The 20,102-nt window shown below is 46.6% G+C and carries 14 protein-coding genes; 1 reads left to right on the forward strand and 13 read right to left on the reverse strand.

Annotated features, from left to right (window positions below):
* Window positions 1-100: 100 nt before the first annotated feature.
* From QZ135_RS15660 to QZ135_RS15720, 13 genes are all read right to left on the reverse strand, one after another.
* Complete coding sequence (locus QZ135_RS15660; protein ID WP_294611221.1) at window positions 101-2,245, reverse strand: glycoside hydrolase family 97 protein; 2,145 nt, start codon at window positions 2,243-2,245, stop codon at window positions 101-103.
* 49 nt (window positions 2,246-2,294) lie between these two features.
* Window positions 2,295-3,620, reverse strand: coding sequence for an alpha-amylase family glycosyl hydrolase (locus QZ135_RS15665; RefSeq protein ID WP_294611224.1), 1,326 nt, complete (start codon window positions 3,618-3,620; stop codon window positions 2,295-2,297).
* 1 nt (window position 3,621) lies between these two features.
* Window positions 3,622-4,965, reverse strand: a complete 1,344-nt coding sequence (locus QZ135_RS15670; protein WP_294611227.1) for an alpha-amylase family glycosyl hydrolase — start codon at window positions 4,963-4,965, stop codon at window positions 3,622-3,624.
* A 187-nt stretch (window positions 4,966-5,152) separates the two neighbouring features.
* A complete protein-coding gene (locus QZ135_RS15675) occupies window positions 5,153-6,832 on the reverse strand; it encodes a starch-binding protein (RefSeq protein ID WP_294611230.1) in 1,680 nt (559 codons plus the stop codon).
* 18 nt (window positions 6,833-6,850) lie between these two features.
* Entirely contained in the window at window positions 6,851-8,647 is a 1,797-nt protein-coding gene (locus QZ135_RS15680) for a RagB/SusD family nutrient uptake outer membrane protein (RefSeq protein WP_294611233.1), read from the reverse strand.
* A 138-nt stretch (window positions 8,648-8,785) separates the two neighbouring features.
* Window positions 8,786-11,764: a SusC/RagA family TonB-linked outer membrane protein gene (locus QZ135_RS15685; protein WP_294611236.1), complete on the reverse strand. Its 2,979-nt coding sequence runs from the start codon at window positions 11,762-11,764 to the stop codon at window positions 8,786-8,788.
* Window positions 11,765-11,990: 226 nt separating this feature from the next.
* A complete protein-coding gene (locus QZ135_RS15690; protein ID WP_294611239.1) occupies window positions 11,991-13,646 on the reverse strand; it encodes a DUF6377 domain-containing protein in 1,656 nt (551 codons plus the stop codon).
* Between the two features lie 219 nt (window positions 13,647-13,865).
* The gene (locus QZ135_RS15695; protein ID WP_294611242.1) at window positions 13,866-14,348 is read right to left on the reverse strand and encodes a hypothetical protein; all 483 of its coding nucleotides are present in this window, start codon (window positions 14,346-14,348) and stop codon (window positions 13,866-13,868) included.
* Complete coding sequence (locus QZ135_RS15700; RefSeq protein WP_294611245.1) at window positions 14,338-14,847, reverse strand: sigma-70 family RNA polymerase sigma factor; 510 nt, start codon at window positions 14,845-14,847, stop codon at window positions 14,338-14,340. The genes QZ135_RS15695 and QZ135_RS15700 overlap by 11 nt, the downstream gene beginning before the upstream one ends.
* Window positions 14,848-14,997: 150 nt before the next feature.
* On the reverse strand, window positions 14,998-15,774 hold the full coding sequence (argB, locus tag QZ135_RS15705) for an acetylglutamate kinase (protein WP_294611248.1): 777 nt from the start codon (window positions 15,772-15,774) through the stop codon (window positions 14,998-15,000).
* A gap of 96 nt (window positions 15,775-15,870) precedes the next feature.
* On the reverse strand, window positions 15,871-17,763 hold the full coding sequence (speA, locus tag QZ135_RS15710; RefSeq protein ID WP_294611251.1) for a biosynthetic arginine decarboxylase: 1,893 nt from the start codon (window positions 17,761-17,763) through the stop codon (window positions 15,871-15,873).
* Between the two features lie 107 nt (window positions 17,764-17,870).
* Complete coding sequence (locus QZ135_RS15715; protein WP_294611254.1) at window positions 17,871-18,398, reverse strand: shikimate kinase; 528 nt, start codon at window positions 18,396-18,398, stop codon at window positions 17,871-17,873.
* A gap of 55 nt (window positions 18,399-18,453) precedes the next feature.
* Window positions 18,454-19,062 (reverse strand): nitroreductase family protein, encoded by a 609-nt coding sequence (locus tag QZ135_RS15720; protein ID WP_294611257.1) that lies wholly within the window; start codon window positions 19,060-19,062, stop codon window positions 18,454-18,456.
* Between the two features lie 107 nt (window positions 19,063-19,169).
* Between QZ135_RS15720 and QZ135_RS15725 the strand changes: the two genes are divergently transcribed.
* Window positions 19,170-19,805, forward strand: a complete 636-nt coding sequence (locus tag QZ135_RS15725) for a ribonuclease H family protein (RefSeq protein ID WP_294611260.1) — start codon at window positions 19,170-19,172, stop codon at window positions 19,803-19,805.
* Window positions 19,806-20,102: the final 297 nt, after the last annotated feature.

Consider the following 20,102-nt stretch of genomic DNA (forward strand, 5'->3'; position numbering starts at 1 on the left):
CCAAAGCACAAAAAAATAGGGAAACCTCACGGCCTCCCTATTCGTATTGTTAACTTTAATATTAAATGCAGAGTATATCTCCATTTAATGCCTTTATGCCTTAGCGGATGACTTTCAAACCTTTCATTTCCGCTTTATCAGCTTCTTTAATACTGATGGCAACACCACCACTTGCGGCCAATTTCTGTTTCAGGACACTTTTTGGGGTCACTACTACTTTACGAATCTGATAGCTCTGGGGATTCGTATCCCAGTCGGCATTTTTGCCGTCTTCGTAAATGGTGGCGATATATTGTTTTCCTTCGGGAAGCCAGGAGAATGGAATGGTTGCCGTACGGCTGTTCTCATCAGTAATGCCGCCAACAAACCATTCGTTTTTACCTTTTGCCTTGCGGGCTACGGTGATATAATCTCCCGGTTCAGCTTCCAGATACCAACTGTTATCCCAATCTACAGCCACATCCTCGATGAAGCGGAATGCGTCCGGGAAGCGGGCATAGTTGGAAGGCAGGTCGGCTACCATCTGAATGGGAGAAGGCATGGTCACATAGAGCGCCATCTGCTTTACCAGAGTGGTATGTACCCGCTCATTGGGTTTCTCACCATTATAATAAGATAATCTGGTTTCAAAGATGCCGGGGGTATAGTCCATCGGACCACCTTTCAGACGGGTGAAGGGAAGGATACAAGTATGGTCGGGATCATTACCGCCCATTGTTTCAAACTCCCCGCCACGGGCCGACTCCTGAGCCAGCCAGTTGGGATATGTACGGCACAAACCGGTGGGGCGTACTGCCTCGTGGCTATTAACCATTACTTTATAATCAGCAGCGCGACGGGCCACATGGATGTAATGGTTGTTCATCCATTGTGAAGAGTGATATTCATTACGGGGGATGATGTAACCTACATAACCGGTTTTCACGGCATGATAGCCATTGTCTACCATGAACTGGAAGGCCTCATCCAATTGGCGTTCGTAGTCGGCAGCATTGGCGGCTGTTTCGTGGTGCATCACCATTTGCACGCCTTTTTCTTTGGCATAACGTTGCAATTCTTTGACGTCGAAGTCGGGATAGGCTTTGTTGAAGAGGAATTGGCGGTCTTTCCGATAAGACGCCCAATCTTCCCAGCCCTCGTTCCAGCCTTCCACCAGTACGCCGTCGATGCCATGGGCGGAGGCGAAGTCGATATATTCTTTCACGTGGGCGGTATTGGCAGGATGATGGCCATTTGGTTTTAATTTCTCATAGTCGGTAATGCCGGGCTTGGCCTGGTAGAAATCACTGTAAGCCCAGGTTTTTCCTTCACCTGTAAACATCTCCCACCACACACCGACGAACTTCATCGGACGAATCCAGGAGGTATCTTCATAGCGGCAAGGCTCATTCAGATTATAAATCAACTGGGAAGCAAGAATATCTCGGGCATCATCGCTAACGATGACTGTACGCCAGGGAGACAGCACGGGCAGTTGCAAATAGCCTTTCTTACCCAATTTATCGGGGGTCAGGTGGGCGCTCAGTTTAAACTGCTTATCATCTACATTCAGCAACATACCGGCATAATCCACTAAAGCGGCTTCATGGATATTCAGGTAGATGCCGTCTTCGCTTTTCATCATTAACGGGGTTTGCACTGTCAGGCCCCCTTCGGCTTTAGATTCATAAGATTTCTTGGCAATTCTTTTCTCCATATCCACTGCTATTTCCGATAGAGGGGCAGTGGTATAGGCAAACTCATTGGTATCATAATCGCCGGGGATGCAAAAGGCCTTATGATTTCCCGTGAGATTGAATTCGGTTACTTCATCTTTTACGGTGAGGTAGTTCATCTTGCGTTGCAAAGGCAGTTCGTAGCGAAAGCCCAGACCATCATTGAACAGACGGAAACGGATATTCAGGATCCGTCCAGTTTCCGGTTGTTCCAGGGTGACAGTCATTTCGTTATAATGATTCCGTACACGGTTGTACTCACCCCAGACGGGATTCCAGTAGTTATCAACAGAAGCACGTTCAAGATTCGTTTGTTTGAATCCTCGGGTCAGGTCGGCTTCTTCCGTCAGGAGACCTAAACGACCGGAAGTTAAAACGGGGTTGCCTTTATAGTCCAGCCGGTATGCCGGAACGCCGTCAGCCTGCTCCATAAACTCCAATGACAGGTTACCGTCAGGAGAAGTGAGTTGCTGGGCCGAGGCGAACGAGCCGAGGCAAAGGAAAAAGGCAATAAAAAGAGAATGTTTCATATTCTATTATGGTTTTTGTATGATACTTTTAAACACTCATATCATCTCATCAATACTTAAAGATTCGATACTGATAAGGGCACAGAGTCAATTCAGCTTCCAGCTTCTCTTCTGTTCCGCTATACATATCTTTACTTGGATGTCCGGTCCACTCTTGCGGAAGCGTCACATTTACTTCACGGTTACGTACATTTACAGCAACCAACACACGGTCTTTACCATCCTGCTTTTCAAAGAGCAGCACATCGGATTGCGGATATGTCTTCAACGCCCCTTTACGGATAGCCGGATACTCGTTGTAAAGAGCCATCAGACGACAGTATTCCTGATACAGTTCACTGTTCCCCATCCAATCCACCGGAACATACGTAAAGAAGTTGATAGCTTCGGGATACCCCGCCTCTTGTGAACCATAAATCAGCGCTCCTCCATGCAGATAAGCAGTCAGTACGAAAGCCGCCATAGAACCGCGCACATCCCCGAATTCTTTAGCAGGAGACATCTTTGCCGACTCATCATGATTGGTGGTAAAACGCAGTTTCACTTTTCCCACGGGGATAGTGTCATACTCCGCTTTATCCGTAGCAAACAGTTCCGGAGCCGGAGCATCTTTTACGAATACATCGCGAAGTGACTCCAAAAAGTCCCAGGAATAGTTCATATCGAAACCGGCATCAAAGTGATCGCGTCTTTTCCCTTCAGCCAACATCAGCAACGAACGGTCGGGAATGGCACGCAAAGAATCGAGCGCCTGTTTCCAGAAGTCAAAGGGAACAAAGTCCGCCGCATCGCAACGGAAACCATCGATGCCGATTTCTGTAACCCAAAACTTCATGGCGTCAATCATTGCCAGGCGCATCTCTTGATTATCAAAGTTTAAATCAGCCACATCCTTCCAACCGGTTCCGGCAGGAAAGATTATGTTTCCGGCCTCATCCTGCGTATACCATTCTTTGTTGGCAATCCAGGCATTGTCCCAGGAAGTATGATTGGCTACCCAGTCGATAATCACATTCATCCCCTTCTGATGGCAAGTGGCAACCAAAGCCTTAAACTCATCCAGAGTACCGAACTCCGGATTCACTCCTTTATAGTCCTTCACACAATAGGGGGAATTCACAGATTTCTCCTGCCCTACTTCATTGATCGGCATAAACCACACCACGTTGATTCCCAATGCCTGAATGGAATCTAAGCGACGTTCCACCGCCTTGAATGACTTCTCAGGAGCAAACACTCGCGGATTGACCTGATACATCACCACATCTTCCACAGCAGGCAATGCCGCAACTTCCGCCGCCGCTTCGCCCTGCCGCTTACCTGTACAGGCAGCAAGCAGGCACAATAGGCTTACAATAAATATATATTTCTTCATATTATCCTTCTATTTTCCAGATGTAATATTGATAGGGCTCCAACGTAATCGTCCTTGGCAACACGGTGCTTTCACCGGTCCAGAGATTCTTCGCACTATCCCCTACCCGCTCCATAGGCAGATTTAATCTTTCCTGATTGCCACTGGTATTTATCAGTACCAGTATCTTTTCCGTACTGGAGATACGATAAGAGCAAATCGCTTTACTCGTCTGATAAAGTTTGATTTCTCCATTCTGTAAAGCAGGAGAGTTGCGATACAACTGCATCAGTTTGGTATAATCCACCTGATAATCGGCATTAGAATCCCAGTCCATCGGCTGATAACCAAAGAAAGAGAGGGCCTTGTCATAAGCCAGTTCCTGCGAACTATAAATCATTGGGCAGCCACCCATAGAAATAGAGACCACAAAGGCCGAGAAAGCACCTTCCTTGGTTTGATAAGCCTGCACGGGCGATTTCTCGGAAGCCATATCATGGTTGGTGGAATAACGCATAAGTAACCGTTTATCTGTTACCGAAGCAAGCTCACTACGATGTGTATCATACAGATTTGCCACAGAAGCGCTTCCTGCATATACATCCTGTAGTTTATAAGCGAAGTTCCAGGCATACAGCATATCAAAACCTGCATCGTAGAGTGAGGTTTGTGAGCCTTCGGCCAGCATTAGCAAGGTACTTTTGGCGGCACGAAGCTTCGTGATAGTTTCCTTCCAGAAGTCATTGGGCACACCTTCGGCATGGTCGCAACGGAATCCGTCTACGTCCGCTTCGGTCAGCCAGTAAAGCATGGCCTCCTGCATGGCGGCACGCATGGCAGTGTTGTCATAGTTCAGATCAGCCACATCGTCCCAACCCATTCCAGGAGGAGAAACAATATTACCGTTGGCGTCCTGCGTATACCAGTCCTTATGTTCCGTAGTCCAGGCATGATCCCAGGCGGTATGGTTAGCTACCCAGTCCAGGATGACCAACATACCTTCGTCATGGGCTTTCGTGACTAATGCTTTCAGATCGGACAGTGTTCCATAAGCAGGATTAATAGCCCGATAGTCTTTCACACAATACGGAGAACCGACAGCATTCTTTTCACCTTGCTGGAAAATGGGCATGAGCCAAAGAACATTGGCTTCCAGCTTTTTGATACGCGGCAGTTGGACAGTCAGTCCATTCAGTGCTTGCGCTTCACCGAAGAGTGCCGGATTGGCTTCATAAATCACCATTCCGTCTGTAGTAACGTCACCTGCGGGAGGCGGCATATCAGGATCATCGTCCGAACTGCATCCGGTAAAGCTCAACAGCAAAAGGCTGGAGCATAAAATCTTAAGGATATCTTTTAGTCTCATATCTATAATGTTATACCTATTAATTATCTGATAAAAGAGTTTCAGCTTATTTTTCAGCTGGTGAAACTCTTAGTTTCAAGCGGTGAAACCAAGAGTTTCTCGGTATGAAACAGAGAGTTTCAAGTAATGAAACTACTTGTTTCAAGGCATGAAACAAACGGTTTCCCGTCTTGAAACTCAAAGCATCTTAGGGCTTGGGCAGTTTTTCATAAGAAGTAGCTGTGATGGAGAAGTAGATATCTCCTATCAATGCTGTATACAGCCCGCCATCTTCTATTTGCTGTCCGCCTCCATTGTTATTGAAAATCAAATTCGAATACTTACCAACATGCTCCGATAAATCAAAGTACTTATAAGTCACGCCATTAATTTCCTTCGTTCCGGCTACTTGTATGCCCGGCCAGCCGCCACCAAGTTCAGCGTCGCCCCAGCCATAAAGAGCCAAAGCTTCCCAACCGGAGTTATCTTGTACATAGACCGTACAATCTTTTATTTCACTACAGCCATCGCCCGAGATGCGTAGATAGTAATCACGATCTATCGTCAGGTTATAGTCATTCAACTGACTTCCACCATTGTTATTATTGAATATCAGATTGACATTCTTATTTGTACAATCCGGTGTCAGATGGAAACACTTATACGTCGTACCGTTGATTTCTTTCGTCTCCGACACCTGTATGCCGGGCCAGCCGCCACCAAGTTCCACATCTCCATAGCTGTAAAGTGCCAACGCACCCCAACCGGTATTATCTTCCACATAAAGAGAATAGCGCGTACCGTGATTTGCGGGATCTATCTCCTCACACTTCTCAGGAGTAATGCTGAAATAGAAATCGCGGCTGAAAGTGATATTCTTAACGAAAGACAGCACGAGTCCCGGATCGTCTTCCTTTTTGTTATTATTAAATGTCAGCTTCAGACTCTGATTCATCAATTCCACATCGGTTTCAAAGTATTTATAAACCACTCCGTTGATTTCCTTTGTTCCGGCAGGTTCAAGTCCCGGCCAGTCTTCATTGTTATCACCTGCCCCGGAGATGTAAAGTGCCAGTTCTCCCCAACCGGACTGGTCATCCACATAGATGCAATAGCTTGCTTCCGGATCGATTTCTTCGTAACCCTTATCGGTAATGCGGAAATAGAAGTTCTTATTGAGTGTCACCGCCGGGCCGTCAAACTGCTTTCCATCATTATTATTGAAAATAAGATTCACGCCTTCATATCCATCCAGAGCTTTCCCCATATCGAAGTATTTATAAGTAACCCCATTGATTACTTCCGTACCTTTCACCGCAAGACCCGGCCAAGCAGGTGTTACATCACCGGCACCGGCCCAACCATACAAGTAAAGATTATCCCAACCGGACTTATCAGCCACATAAACCACGAAACCGTCATGTCCTTCTTCTTCCGTTTCAAAGTAGGCCTTCCAACGGTCCACCCAGACATTCGTGCGGGTTCCTACCGAAACATCCAGCGTGTGCACCACAGCCTCATTCTTCACAGAACGTTCTTCTCCCTTTGCAGCCGATACAAAATAGAAACCGTCGGCCAGTGTCTTTCCGTTCTTGAAAGTGGAAGGTATCAGGTAGATGCCCCACTTGGAATCGCTGTCGGTTGCTTTCTCCAATTGCCATTCCAGATTGCCAACAGCAGCTTCGGCTCCTCCGTTGAAGTCGCCCACAATGTAATATTCGTCATCGGCGGCACTGCCTTTCGGCATGATGACTTCCAGCAATATGGCGTTCGCCTTGATTTCGAACTGAGGCAGTTCGTCGTCGAACGTAATCATGTCATTATCGTCACATCCGTTGAGCAATGCAAACAACGGCAGCATAAATAACCAATATATTATCTTTTTCATGAATTTTCTGTATTAGAGTTATTTATAATTCGGATTCTGTATCAGTCCCTGGTTTACGAGTAACGCAGAAGATGGCAACGGATACCACTCATATTTACGGTCGCGTTTGGCCGGATAGACTCCTCCGTCGTCCGAAGCACGTCCGAAGAACCACCACTGGCCTTGTGTGAATTTGTCGAAGCGGCGTAAGTCTGTACGGCGACGGCGACCCTCGTTCAGGAATTCAACGCCCCACTGGCTCAACATCCAGTCCATATCGAATGCAGTGAAGCCACGGCCCGGACGGTCTTTTACATCTGCCCAGTCACCGGCACTGAAATAGCGTTGGCGCACTGCATTTACCAAATCTTTGGCTTTGTCAGCCTGTCCGGCACGCATTTCACATTCGGCCAGCATATAGTACACTTCACTCAGGCGGAATTCCACCTCATCAATATTCTGAAAGTCGATACCTGCGGAAGTGGGATATACAGGATACTTCACAAGGCGGAGACCGGAGTTCGTTTCTCCCCAGCGCGGAGACATGACAGTTTCCAGATTACGCCCCAGATTCATAAACGTACCCACTTGGTCTACGTAAGCCAAGTCTTGTCCATCACGGTCGGCATCTGCTTTCAGGACTTCACCTTTACCATAATTAGCTTTTATGGTACCTTTCAGGAAGATACCACTGTAACCATTCTTCTTGTCATAAGTATAATTCTTCTTGCGGACATCACGGTCGTCGAAGCGTTCGTACACGGCACCCAGCTTATCATTGTAAGGCGCATCGAGAAAACAAGTGGCCCCCTGAGTACCTCCCAGTTCATTTACCGTACCCTGATTGTCATACGAAGGCACCAGACAAGTACAGTTCCAACCACTTTGACTGTAAGTACCCCCGAAATAATCCCAGATGTTATAAGGATAGAAAGTCATGCGCATCCAACCCATATTCAGCTTGCCGTCTTCGCAGGCAAAGGCCATGATGACTTCGGGACATTCGGTGTTATTAATAGAATAAATGTCACGATAGTCTTTCGCCAACTCATACTTTCCATATTCGCCACTGATAATCTTGCGGCACAATTCTGCACATTCGCTATAATGGTTTTCCTTGATAAAGACTTCCGCATTCAGCAGCAGGCGGGCTTTAATCATACGGTTCACCGCTTTGTTCATACGGTTCACCTGGTTTTCTGCCATTCCTTCATAACAAGCGTCCAGTTCGGTAGCTATGAAGTCATATATTTTCTTGCAACTAACGTCGAAGTCGGGGTCGGCAGTAGGCGGTAAATCACCGTCCACAGTAGCCGGTTCGATGTTCAACGGAAGGGCACCACCCCAGATTTCGAAGATATTGTAATAGGCCCACGCGCGGAGTGTGCGTACTTCACCTTCGTATGCCTTCAAACCTTCTTCGGTCATTTTCAGGTCGGCAGGACTCAATTCTCCCAAATCGGCCAACAGTGTGTTACAAAGCCCGATAGTCGTCCATGCTTTTTCCCAGGCGGAACGGATAATCTTGGCATCGGGGGTCCAGTTCTGAATGGAGAAGACAAACTTCTCACCTTCATCATATCCCCACTGACCACCATTCCACACACGCCAGCTCACCTGGTCGGCAGGAAACTCCTGCAAGTACCAGAAATATTCGGCATAACTGGTAGCTCCTGTAGAATACACAGTCGCTATCGCACTCTTCACACTATTCTCATCCTGATAGTAGACGCCGGAGTCTACCCGGTCGAACACTTCTTCCGTCAGGTCGAAACAACCGCTTAATGAACAACCCAGAATGATTGCCAACAGATATTTATATTTCAGATATTTCATAATTCTTTTCTGTATTAAGTTATTAATGGAGAAGTTGACAAGGTTTCAGGAGGCAAGTTGACAAGGGAAAATGGCTTTCTTAATTAAATGATACTATCATCCTCGTTCTCTCGTTAACTGCAACCTCGTTAACTATATCTATTTGAAGCGGATATTTACACCTACACTCAACTGTGTAGCCGAAGGATAGGCACTGTTTGTATCTATACCCGGAGTCAGCCCATTGATGGCAACAGCCGAAGGGTCGTTTCCGGAATAGCCGGTCAGCGTAAACAGGTTCTTGGCTGTCAGATACACACGCATCCCCTTGATGAACTTGTTCTCTTTCGGAGTGATGGTGTATCCCAGAGTCAGGTTATCCAATTTGAAGTAATCGCCCTTTTCGAGAAAGAAAGAGGAGATGACACCGCCACCGGTAGTGATGTCCGCATCTTTTATGTAGGCATCACGCAGCACATTGTCCGTGCCGCAACCTTTCAAGCCCATGCCATAGCGACGCATATTGAAGATTTCGAAACCGAAAGCACCGTTGAACATCAGGCTCAGGTCGAAGTTTTTGTAACGGACGGTATTGCTCCAGGAAAGATAAGAGGTCGGAGTACCATTACCGAGGTAGCGTTTATACTTCACATCAGCTTTTGATACGGGGACTTTTTCGCCCGTATCCGTATAAATCATCATATCGCCATTCTCCACTCCGGCATACTCGTATCCATAGAACTGACCTATCTTACTACCTTCTTCAACCCGGAAGAAGTATTCACTGGTACCCACACCGGGCTTCTGATAAAGTTCTACGTAAGAAGCCTTGTACAAGTTATTGGAAAGTTTATCCAGTTTGGTGGTTCCGTATGAGTAGTTGATACCGGAAGTCCATTCCACCGGAGTTCCCTTGAAGATGTCGCCTTCCAGAGAGAGTTCGACACCTCGGTTAATGGTAGTTCCTACGTTCACCAGGATGGTGGAATAAATGTAAGGAGGCTGCGGAGCTGTATAGTTATAGAGCAAATCGCGGGATTCACGATGAAACCACTCGGCAGAACCGCGCAGTCTGTTCCACAAGGCAAAGTCAACGCCGATGTTCATACTGATGCTCTTTTCCCAACCCAGTTTAGAGTTGGCGTTCACCGAAGGCGCAAAACCTGTTACCCAGGTGCCATCCATCAGATAGGTATCCGTTACGTTCAACTGGGCATTTTTATGCGACCGGTAAGTGGCCAATGATTGATAGCAATCGAAGTCCGAACGTCCGGTTACACCATAAGAAATACGAGGTTTCAGGCTCTGTACGATATCCTTATGACCTTCCAGGAAGCCCATATTAGCCATCTCCCAGGCAAGAGAAAGAGAGGGGAAAGCACCCCACTTATGGTCTGCACCGAATTTTGTGGAACCTTCGTAACGGATAGAAGCGGAAGCAATCAGCAGATTCTTCCAGTTGTAGTTGACACGCCCAAAGACACCAATCAGTTTGGCAAGAGATTTTCCCGTACCCATGCTTGCTTTACCCTTTGCCAGAAAAGCACCACTGCCGAGGTCATTCCAGAGGATGTCATCGAAGTTGAAATCACTGTTTCCGGCTTGCAGGCGCTCCCAGGTGGTTTGCTCGTAGTTGTATCCTGCCACTGCTTTGATGCTGTGGTCGCCCAAGTCCAGCGAATAGTTACCCAGCCATTCCAGACGGGAAGTGTACCATTTCTGATAAGTCACATCGGCACGACCGGCATATCCGTTCCAGTAAGATTCACCGGCGGTAGAGGGAGTGTAATAGTGTTGTTTCAGGTCATTGTAGTGTAGAGAGTAACTCAATGAAGTATTCAGCATTTGCTTCTCCGAGCGGATAAGATTCAGTTTTACCTCAGCCGTACCCATCAGGTAGACGCGCTGGCCATTATTGTCTATTTCTTTCAGTTCCTGCACCGGGTTGCGGGCTCCGGTGGGAGAAGTAGGCTGGAAGTAAGTTCCGTCTTCATTGTAGAGGGGCATGGTGGGGTTCATGCTCAAAGCAGTATCGAACATGCCGTCATCACCCCATACCTCATTGACGCGACGGGCGTTGAGAGAACCGTTCAGTTCCACCAGTCCGTCCATCATCCGTTGGTTCAGAACAAAGCGTCCGCCAAATTCCTCACGGCTGCTATTCAGGTCGAGACCGGTTGCTTTCTTATAGTTGAATGAAGCACCATAATATCCGTTTTTGGTACTTCCATCAATAGAAAGATACTGATTGTTGTCGAAAGAGAAATCACGCAGCAACAGGTCGTACCAATCGGTAGAGTAACCGTAGTCCGTAGCACGACGCGAACGGCGGAATTCGTCGGCACTCAATATATCCGGACCACTCTTTGCCAGATTCACACCGAACCAGCTATCATAAGTTACTTGAGCACGACCTGCCTCTCCGGCTCCCTTACGGGTGGTAATCAAGATAACACCATTGGCACCGCGCGTTCCATAGATGGCAGCCGAGGCGGCATCTTTCAGTACAGTCATAGATTCAATGTCCTGTGCCGCCAGATTACGAATGTCGCCGCCTGCCACACCGTCAATCACCACCAACGGGTCATTGGAAGCGGAAATAGAGGTTGCGCCACGAATCTGGAGGGAAGAATTTGCATTCGGATTGGCTGCCGCTGTGTTATTTACGGTCAGGCCGGCTACTTTGCCTGTCAGCATCTCCATCGGGTTGTTCATGGAACCTTGCAGGAACTTAGACCTGTCCACTTGTACAATGGAACTGGAAAGTTCTTTCTTGCTCAATGAGCCATAGCCCACTACTACCACTTCGTCCAATGCCTGGGCATCTTCTGCCAGCACTACATTGATTTCAGTACGTCCGTTACAGGAAATCTCTTGTGTCTTGTAGCCTATGAAGGAGAAGACGAGGACCGAAGAAGGCTTCACACCCGACAGGGTATAGTTACCGTCAATATCGGTAATAATACCATTACTTGTACCTTTCACTGTTACGTTAGCCCCAATTACAGTTTCGCCCGTAGTGTCCGTTACTCTTCCTTTCACGGTTAAATCCTGGGCAAAGGATGCCACTGCAAAAAGCAATCCGGTCATGAGAAGAAAAGACCGGCACAAACATAACTTTGTTCTTTTTACATTCATACTATTAGTTTTTAGATTAACAATCGTTCTGTCCGCCCACACTGTTTGAGGCGACATTGCAAATGTCTGTAAAAAGAAGAGAGGTGGAAAACGGAACTAAAGAAAATCTAAAAAAGAGAAAACAATAATACACTATATATCAACAATATACCATAAAGAAGAAGCATTAAAAAACTAAATGAAAACAAAGGGAACAGGAAGAGAAAACAAGGGCTTTATACCCTAGTTAACTGGCAAAAGAACCGATTTTCATCACCTCTTCCTCAAAATTATCCCGATAGAGGGAACGGTTTTTCAACTTGGAACGATAAGTATAAATAGTGGTAATAGAATAGCGCAGGAATCCCGCAATCTTGGCACTGTCCGTAATGCCCAACCGGATGAGGGCAAAAATACGCAATTCAGTTGTCAGGCGCTCACCCTGCTTAGGGGTAATCCGCTCTTCGTCCGGCAACAATGCATTGAAGTGCTTCACGAAATCAGGGAAGATACTAAGGAATGAGTTATCGAAGTTCTGATAAAATTCTTTCAGCTCTTCATCGATGAAACGGGAGGATTTCAAGGTTTTATACAGTTCTTCCACCTTGCCGGAAGCCGCCTGTTTGTTCAGCATCCGCCGATATCCTTCCAGCTTTTCAATGTATACGGAACACAAGCCCATAAACCGCCCGACATATTCCTCCTTAATATGATTTGCCTCCGTCAACGAATCATTTGTTTCATGCTGCTTCCGGTTCACCTCAATCAACTGTTCATTCAGCCGCTTCAATTCCTCATTCATATCCAGCAATTCCTGCCGGGCGCGGGCCAGTTTCTTCACCTGGCGGATTACGTACCAAACGGCACATGCCAGAAACAGCGTCAACAGACTGGTAACAATCAGGAAAATCTGCAATAACATCTGATGCTTCTCCTTCTCTACCTGATAAGCATGATCTATAACCGGAAGCATTCGCGAAGCCTGCACATTCCGCAAACGGGCATTATAGAAATTAGCATCTTCCATGCTTCGCTTCATATAAACATCCGCCCGCTGCAACTGTCCTTCTTCGTACAGCAATTCTGCCAATGTGCGCAAAGAATTATTCTCCTTCACTACGCCACGAATATCAGCAATCGCGCTCTTTATGAGATATTCTTTTTGTTTCTCCCGTTGTCCCGTACTCTGATAGATAAACGCGAGAATAGATGTCACCACTGCATAATCGCGCGTATCCGGCGCAAGTTTATGATGATAGGCTTCCAGCATTTCTATGGCCTCGCCGCCTCTTCCCTGTTGCAAGAGTTCGGGAGCACAGGTAGTGACATATTGGTAGGAACCCTCCTCTACCATTTGCAGTACGGAGTCGCGATAAGTGTACAGCTTATTCAGATATTCTATCTGATACTCATCATCCATCGCATATTCTGCATGATAAAGGTAGATATCTTCGAAGGTGATGTAGTATTCAATGAGCTGTTCTCTGGAGAGTTGCTTGCTGTCTATTGACTTCAGCAATGCCACGCCTTCTGCATACAGGCCTGTTTTCCCCAGAATGTTTGCCTTCTTCATTTTGGCTTCATTCAGCCAGTCCGGCTCATTGCACTGAAGGGCTATTTCTATATTACGATTGATATAATGTCTGGCAGAGTCACAAATATAGGCTTCATATTCATCATAAAGCTGCTGGTTGATGCGGTATTCCTCTGCAAGGGAAGTACTCTTCCTGGTCCGGGAATGCTCCTTTATTTGCTCGATACGTTTCAAACGAACCTGCTCATACTGAGCGGTATTCGCAATCGTCCTGTCCAGAACCACCAGCAAAGAGTCTATTTGTCCCTGCGCTTGCAGAAGACAACAGAACAGCAAAGAGGTTACAAAGAGTAAGTATCGTTTTTTCATGCTTACATACGTTTACGAACAGGGCAAAGATATAAATTCCTACCTTAATAACCATCCCCCTTCTTATTTTTAAAATAAAAGGGACGCTGCATCTCGCGGCGTCCCATCTATCTTAGTTAGTTTTTTATAAGAATTTGAGAGAATTGAAACTTCACAGCCTCAATTTGTTGTTTTAATAAAGCACACTAACTATATTTATGTTTAAAGCAAATGAAAATGTTATTTCTTCAGTTCAACCTTCTTATCTACCCGTTGAAGACTATCCAGAATCTGTTGTTCGTGGGTAATCGTTACATCACTGGAAAGAGCAACCGAAGGTGCGGTAATTTGTTTGCCAATCGTATCGGCGGCGGCAACTTCTTTCACATCACTATAAAAAGAATGTTGCATCACATTCCCTAATGAAAGTACCACTGCCACTACTGCGGCGGCTTTGAACAGCGGAACGAAACGTGCAGTGAGCGTCAGGCGTTTCGCCTTCACCACCGGAGTCTCCACTTCTGCAAGTACACGGGCATCAAAGTCTTCACCCAATCCCACTTCCTGTTGCAGTTGCTGATATACGAACAAATCTTTGTAACGGAGCAAATGCCCGGGAACGTCGCTTCCGTTGAAGAAAGTACGCAACTGCGCTTCTTCTTCGAGGGAAGTCTCGCACTGCCAGTAGCGTTCCAAGAGTTGTTCTATATATTTAAAGTCCATAACCATCTATATCTAAATACCGTTGTTTTACTTTCTGCCTCGCCCTGAAGAGGTTCACTTTTACCTGTTCCTCTGTTAAGTGCAGGACGACTGCAATTTCTTTATAGCTTTTGCCCTCTATGTCCCGAAGCTGCATAATCAGCCGTTGTTTATCGGGAAGCTCATTAACCAGACGGTGAATCAATGTCATTTGTTCCTTGTCCACCAGGCGGTCGTAAGGGCTGGATGCTTCCGGAGCCTGTTCCATTTCTGGTGTCAGCTCCACGGTCTGAGCGTCTTTTCTCTCGCTGCGGTCTATCGCCAGATTCTTTGCCACTGTCAGGCAATAGGCTTCAATGGAACCAAACTTCGTCCACTCATCACGCTTGTTCCAGACTCTTATCAGTGTTTCTTGTACAACGTCCTCTGCTTCTGCCCTGTCGAAAGTAATCCGGAGAGCCAACCGAAAGAGTTTATTTTTCAGAGGGAGAATGTCATTCCGAAAACTGATTTCTTGCATCTCTATTAATAATGACGGTTAAGTATATGGAAAGTTACAGTTGCTCACTACTTTTTTTTCTTTTTTTTAGTTGACGAGATTTCAGGTAACAAGTTAACAAGGAAAATTGTCTTTCAAGCACTCCTCGTCAACTCGTATCTCATTTCCTTGTCAACTAATAAATATGCGGGTTCCACCACTCTCATTAATTGCTGACGCTAAGGTAATTACTACTTCCCCTACTCCCGCATTCAAAGCCTCAAAAGAGTTCTCCAACTTCGGTATCATACCTCCTTGAATAACGCCTTCCTCCACATATTGTTTGAATTCGGCAGGGGTGAGTTGCGGTATCACGCTGTCATCATCATTCTCATCGCGAAGCACGCCTTTCTTCTCAAAGCAGAATACCAGCGTCACGTCAAACAAAGCAGCAAGTGCCTTTGCCGTCTCTCCGGCAATGGTATCAGCATTCGTGTTCAACAGGTTGCCCGCACCATCGTGCGTCAGCGGAGCCATTACAGGTACTACTCCTTTATGAATCAAATCGCCCAGGAATTCTGCATTCACTTGCTTCACATCACCCACAAAACCGTAGTCCACATCTTTCACCGGACGTTTTGCGGAACGGATGACGTCCATATCCGCGCCTGTCAACCCCAATGCATTGACACCACGTGCTTGCAGACCGGCTACGATGTTTTTATTCACTAGTCCGCCGTACACCATCGTCACTACTTTCAGTGTTTCGGCGTCCGTAATGCGGCGTCCGTTCACCATTTGGCTTTCGATGCCCAGTTGTGCGGCAAGTTTCGTAGCCGAGCGTCCGCCTCCGTGCACCAGGACTTTGTAACCCTCGATAGCTGCAAAGTCATCCAATAACTTATGAAGGGTGGCTTCTTCCTCCACAATTTTGCCACCCACTTTAATTACTGTCAGTTTCTCTCTCATGGTTATAAGTTTTTAGCTACGAGCTACAAGCTACGAGTACTATGCAGCATGTTTGCGCAGCCACTCGTAGCTTGTAGCTCGTAGCTCGTAACTAATTCACTCCAAATAAGTATATCCGTACAGACCGGAACGATAATTGGAAAGGAATTCTTTTCCTTCTTCCAAAGAAATGCGTCCCTCTTTTACCGATTGAGTCACCCAAGTCTCCAGCGTGCGAACCAGTTTCTTGGGGTTATATTGTACATAGTCAAGCACTTCTGCCACTGTTTCACCATCAATCACTTGTTCGATGGAATATCCTTTCTCACTAACGGACACGTGCACGGCATTTGTATCTCCGAAGAGGTTGTGCATATCGCCCAAGATTTCCTGATAAGCGCCCACCAGGAACACACCCATATAATAAGGTTCCTTACTCTTCAAAGAATGAATGGGCAGGTAGTGCGCCACGTTCTTGGTAGAGATAAAGTTGGCAATCTTTCCATCCGAGTCGCAAGTGATGTCCTGCAGGGTTGCTGCACGGTCGGGACGTTCGTCCAGACGCTGGATAGGCATTATGGGGAATATCTGGTCGATGGCCCAGGAGTCCGGCAGGGACTGGAACAGCGAGAAGTTACAGAAATATTTGTCCGCCAGCAACTTCGGCAGTCCGCGAAGTTCATCGGGAGCATGCTTCAATCCGCCTGCAATCTGGTTCACCTCGCGCATCACAGACCAATAAAGGCGTTCTATCTGCGCACGCGTCTTCAAGTCCACAATGCCGTGGCTGAACAGGTCGAGCGCTTCCTCGCGAATTTGCTGTGCATCGTGCCAGGCTTCCAACATCTTGTTCTGGTTCAGCGTGTCCCAAATGCCATAAAGCTCCTGCACCAATTCATGGTCTTCTTCAGTCACTTCCTCATTATCGTCCCATTCGGGCAAAGTGGTGGTTTCCAGCACTTCAAAAATGAGTACGGAATGATGTGCGGTCAATGCACGTCCACTCTCTGTAATGATGTTGGGATGGGGAATATCATTCTTATCACTGGCATCCACCAGTGTAGAGATAGAGTCGTTCACATACTCTTGGATGGAATAGTTGACACTACTCTCGCTACTGGACGAGCGCGTTCCGTCGTAATCCACACCCAGACCGCCGCCAATATCTACAAATTCAACCTTAAATCCCATAGCATGGAGCTGCACATAGAACTGAGATGCTTCGCGCAGCGCCGTCTTAATGCGACGTATCTTCGTCACCTGGCTTCCGATATGGAAATGTATCAATTTCAGACAATCTTTCAGTCCTTTCGCCTCCATAAAGTCGAGTGCTTCGAGCAATTCACTGGAAGAGAGTCCAAATTTGCTTGCATCTCCGCCTGAATCCTCCCACTTGCCACTTCCGGAAGAAGCCAACTTAATGCGAATACCAATATTAGGCATAACATTCAGTTGCTTCGCCATCTTGGCAATCAGTTTAAGCTCGTTCATCTTTTCTACTACAAGAAAGATTCGCTTACCCATCTTCTGGGCGAGCAAAGCCAGCTCTATATAGCTTTCATCCTTGTAGCCGTTGCAGATAATCAGTGAGTCCGAATCCGAGTTAATGGCAATCACGGCATGAAGTTCAGGCTTCGAACCGGCTTCCAGCCCAAGATTGAATTTCTTTCCGTGGCTGATAATTTCCTCTACCACAGGGCGCATCTGATTTACCTTGATGGGATAGATGATGAAGTTCTGTGCTTTGTAGCCGTATTCCTCGGCAGCCTGTTTAAAACAGGAAGAAGTCTTCTCAATCCGGTTGTCCAGAATGTCGGGGAAGCGTATCAACATGGGAGCCGCTACGTCTCTCAATTGCAACTCATCCACCAATTCTTTTAAATCAACGCCGACCTCGTCTTTACGAGGTGTCACCACTACATGACCTTTGTCATTGATACCAAAGTACGAAGTGCCCCAACCTGTAATATTGTAAAGCTCTTCTGAATCTTCAATACGCCATTTTCTCATTTTTTGTTACTCGAATGTTTATTGTTTGATTTTAATAGGGCGACAAAAATACAATAATTCCTGAGATTTATCGCGTTTTCCACCCAAAATTACACATTTACAAGTGGTTAAACACCCAGTAAGGCACGCAATTTCTGTACGGATTCTGATATTTGCCGACGGCTTTCCAGTAATCCGGCATCAAAACGGTAGCTTGCCTTGCCATAGTGGGGGGCACGTTTCTCCAGAGCTTCCATAATGAAAGCCCGCAGGTCTTCGTCCGTTTTTCCTTGCAGGATGGGACGTTGCTGGGTGGCTACACGCAAGCGGCGGAACAGCACATCGGGATGCACATCGAGGAAAACCGTTTGTCCGCACCTGTTCATATACTCCATATTATCGAAGAAACAAGGCGTACCGCCTCCGGTCGAAATAATGACATCTTCAAACTCGGCCACTTCATGCAGCATGGTTCGTTCCAGTTCACGAAAAGAGGCCTCTCCCCGCTCGGTGAACAGTTCACGTATGGATTTGTGAAGCCGTTCTTCAATGTACCAGTCCAAATCAATGAACGGCACGCCGAGTTCGCGGGCAAAAGCCTTTCCTAAAGTTGTTTTACCGGCTCCCATGTATCCGGTTAAGAAAATACGTATCATAAGCACTTACCTTTGCGTACAAAGGTAAGCAATTCTACTCTGAGAGGATTTACTATCAGGTGAAAATTTTAATGCGTTCACTCAAATCATTGAATTCTTTTTCTCCCGGTTCGGCTACAGGAGTGCCAAAAGGCATTTGTGCAACGAGTTGCCAGCTTTCGGGCAGCTTCCAGGTGCGGCGCACTTCTTCGTCAATCAAGGGGTTGTAGTGTTGCAGGGAAGCACCCAGACCTTTGTCTTCGAGCATAGTCCAGATGGCCAACTGGTGCATGGCAGAGGTATGCTGCGACCAAGTAGGGAAATTATCCTGATAAGTGGGGAATGCTTTTTGTAATTCCGTTACTATGGAGTGGTCTTCAAAGAAAAGTATCGTACCATATCCGCAAGAGAACGAAGTGTCAATCTTCTTTTCCGACTGGCGGTAGCGCTCTTCGGAAAGGCGTTCTTCCAACTGGTCCTTCACAATTCTCCATAACTTCTGATGTTCATCGCCCAGCAACAACACCACTCTCGTAGTCTGAGAGTTGAATGCCGAAGGCACATGTTTCACTGCTGTACGAATGAGATGTACAATCTCCTCATCCTGAACCGGTGAGTCGTTACTAATGGAATAATAGCTGCGGCGATGTTCCAATGCCTCAGCAAATGTCCGTTGTCTAATCATATTTAGTCCTTTCTTTTGGTATTTATCATTTTTGCTTCATATAAGGGAACAAGTGAAAGAGGAAACTTGTTCGAAGTTACAGAATATTTGTACCTTTGTCCCCCGATATGGGAAAGGAGAAATTTTACGTTGTATGGGCAGGCGTCAATCCGGGCATTTATAGTTCCTGGACAGACTGCCAGTTGCAAACCAAAGGTTACGAAGGAGCGAAGTACAAATCGTTCGAAACGCGCGAAGAAGCAGAAAAAGCCTTTGCATCCTCTCCATATGAATATATCAAACGGACACCCGCCACTGCTCATGCTCCCAAGAAAGATGCCGATGCCCCCCTCCCCGCCTGTGTAACAGAGAATAGCCTTGCCGTAGATGCAGCCTGTAGCGGCAATCCCGGGGCAATGGAATACCGGGGCGTACATGTGGCAAGCAGGCAAGAAGTGTTCCACTTCGGCCCAGTGTATGGCACAAACAACATCGGCGAGTTCCTCGCCATCGTTCACGGACTTGCTTTGCTGAAACAGAAAGGCTTCGATATGCCCATCTACAGCGACAGTGTGAATGCCATCAACTGGATAAAGCAGAAAAAATGCAAGACAAAACTGCCACGTGAGCCCAAAACGGAGGAACTCTTCAAATTGATAGAGCGCGCCGAGAAGTGGCTGCGCGAAAACACCTACACCACCAAAATCATGAAGTGGGAAACCAAACAATGGGGAGAAATACCTGCCGATTTTGGAAGAAAATAAACCTTTCCATTCTCTTTTACTCTATTCATTAAAGTCACACAAGAAAAAGCTTTGTCATCCGTTCCCATTAAGAGAGACGAGCGTTCCCATGAGAAGAAACGACAGTTCCCATTAAGGGAAACGAGCGTTCCCATGAGGAGAAACGACAGTTCCATTAAGGGAAACGCTCGTTCCCAAGGGTTGGAAACTCCAGTTTCCAGGCATAGGAACGCGAGTTTCCTGGTACTAGGTGTACTGTACTGGATTTAGTTGACAACTTCGCTTGTTATACCTAAGTTAGTTTACTCAATATATTTT

Source organism: uncultured Bacteroides sp., assembly GCF_905207245.1.
Lineage (GTDB): Bacteria > Bacteroidota > Bacteroidia > Bacteroidales > Bacteroidaceae > Bacteroides.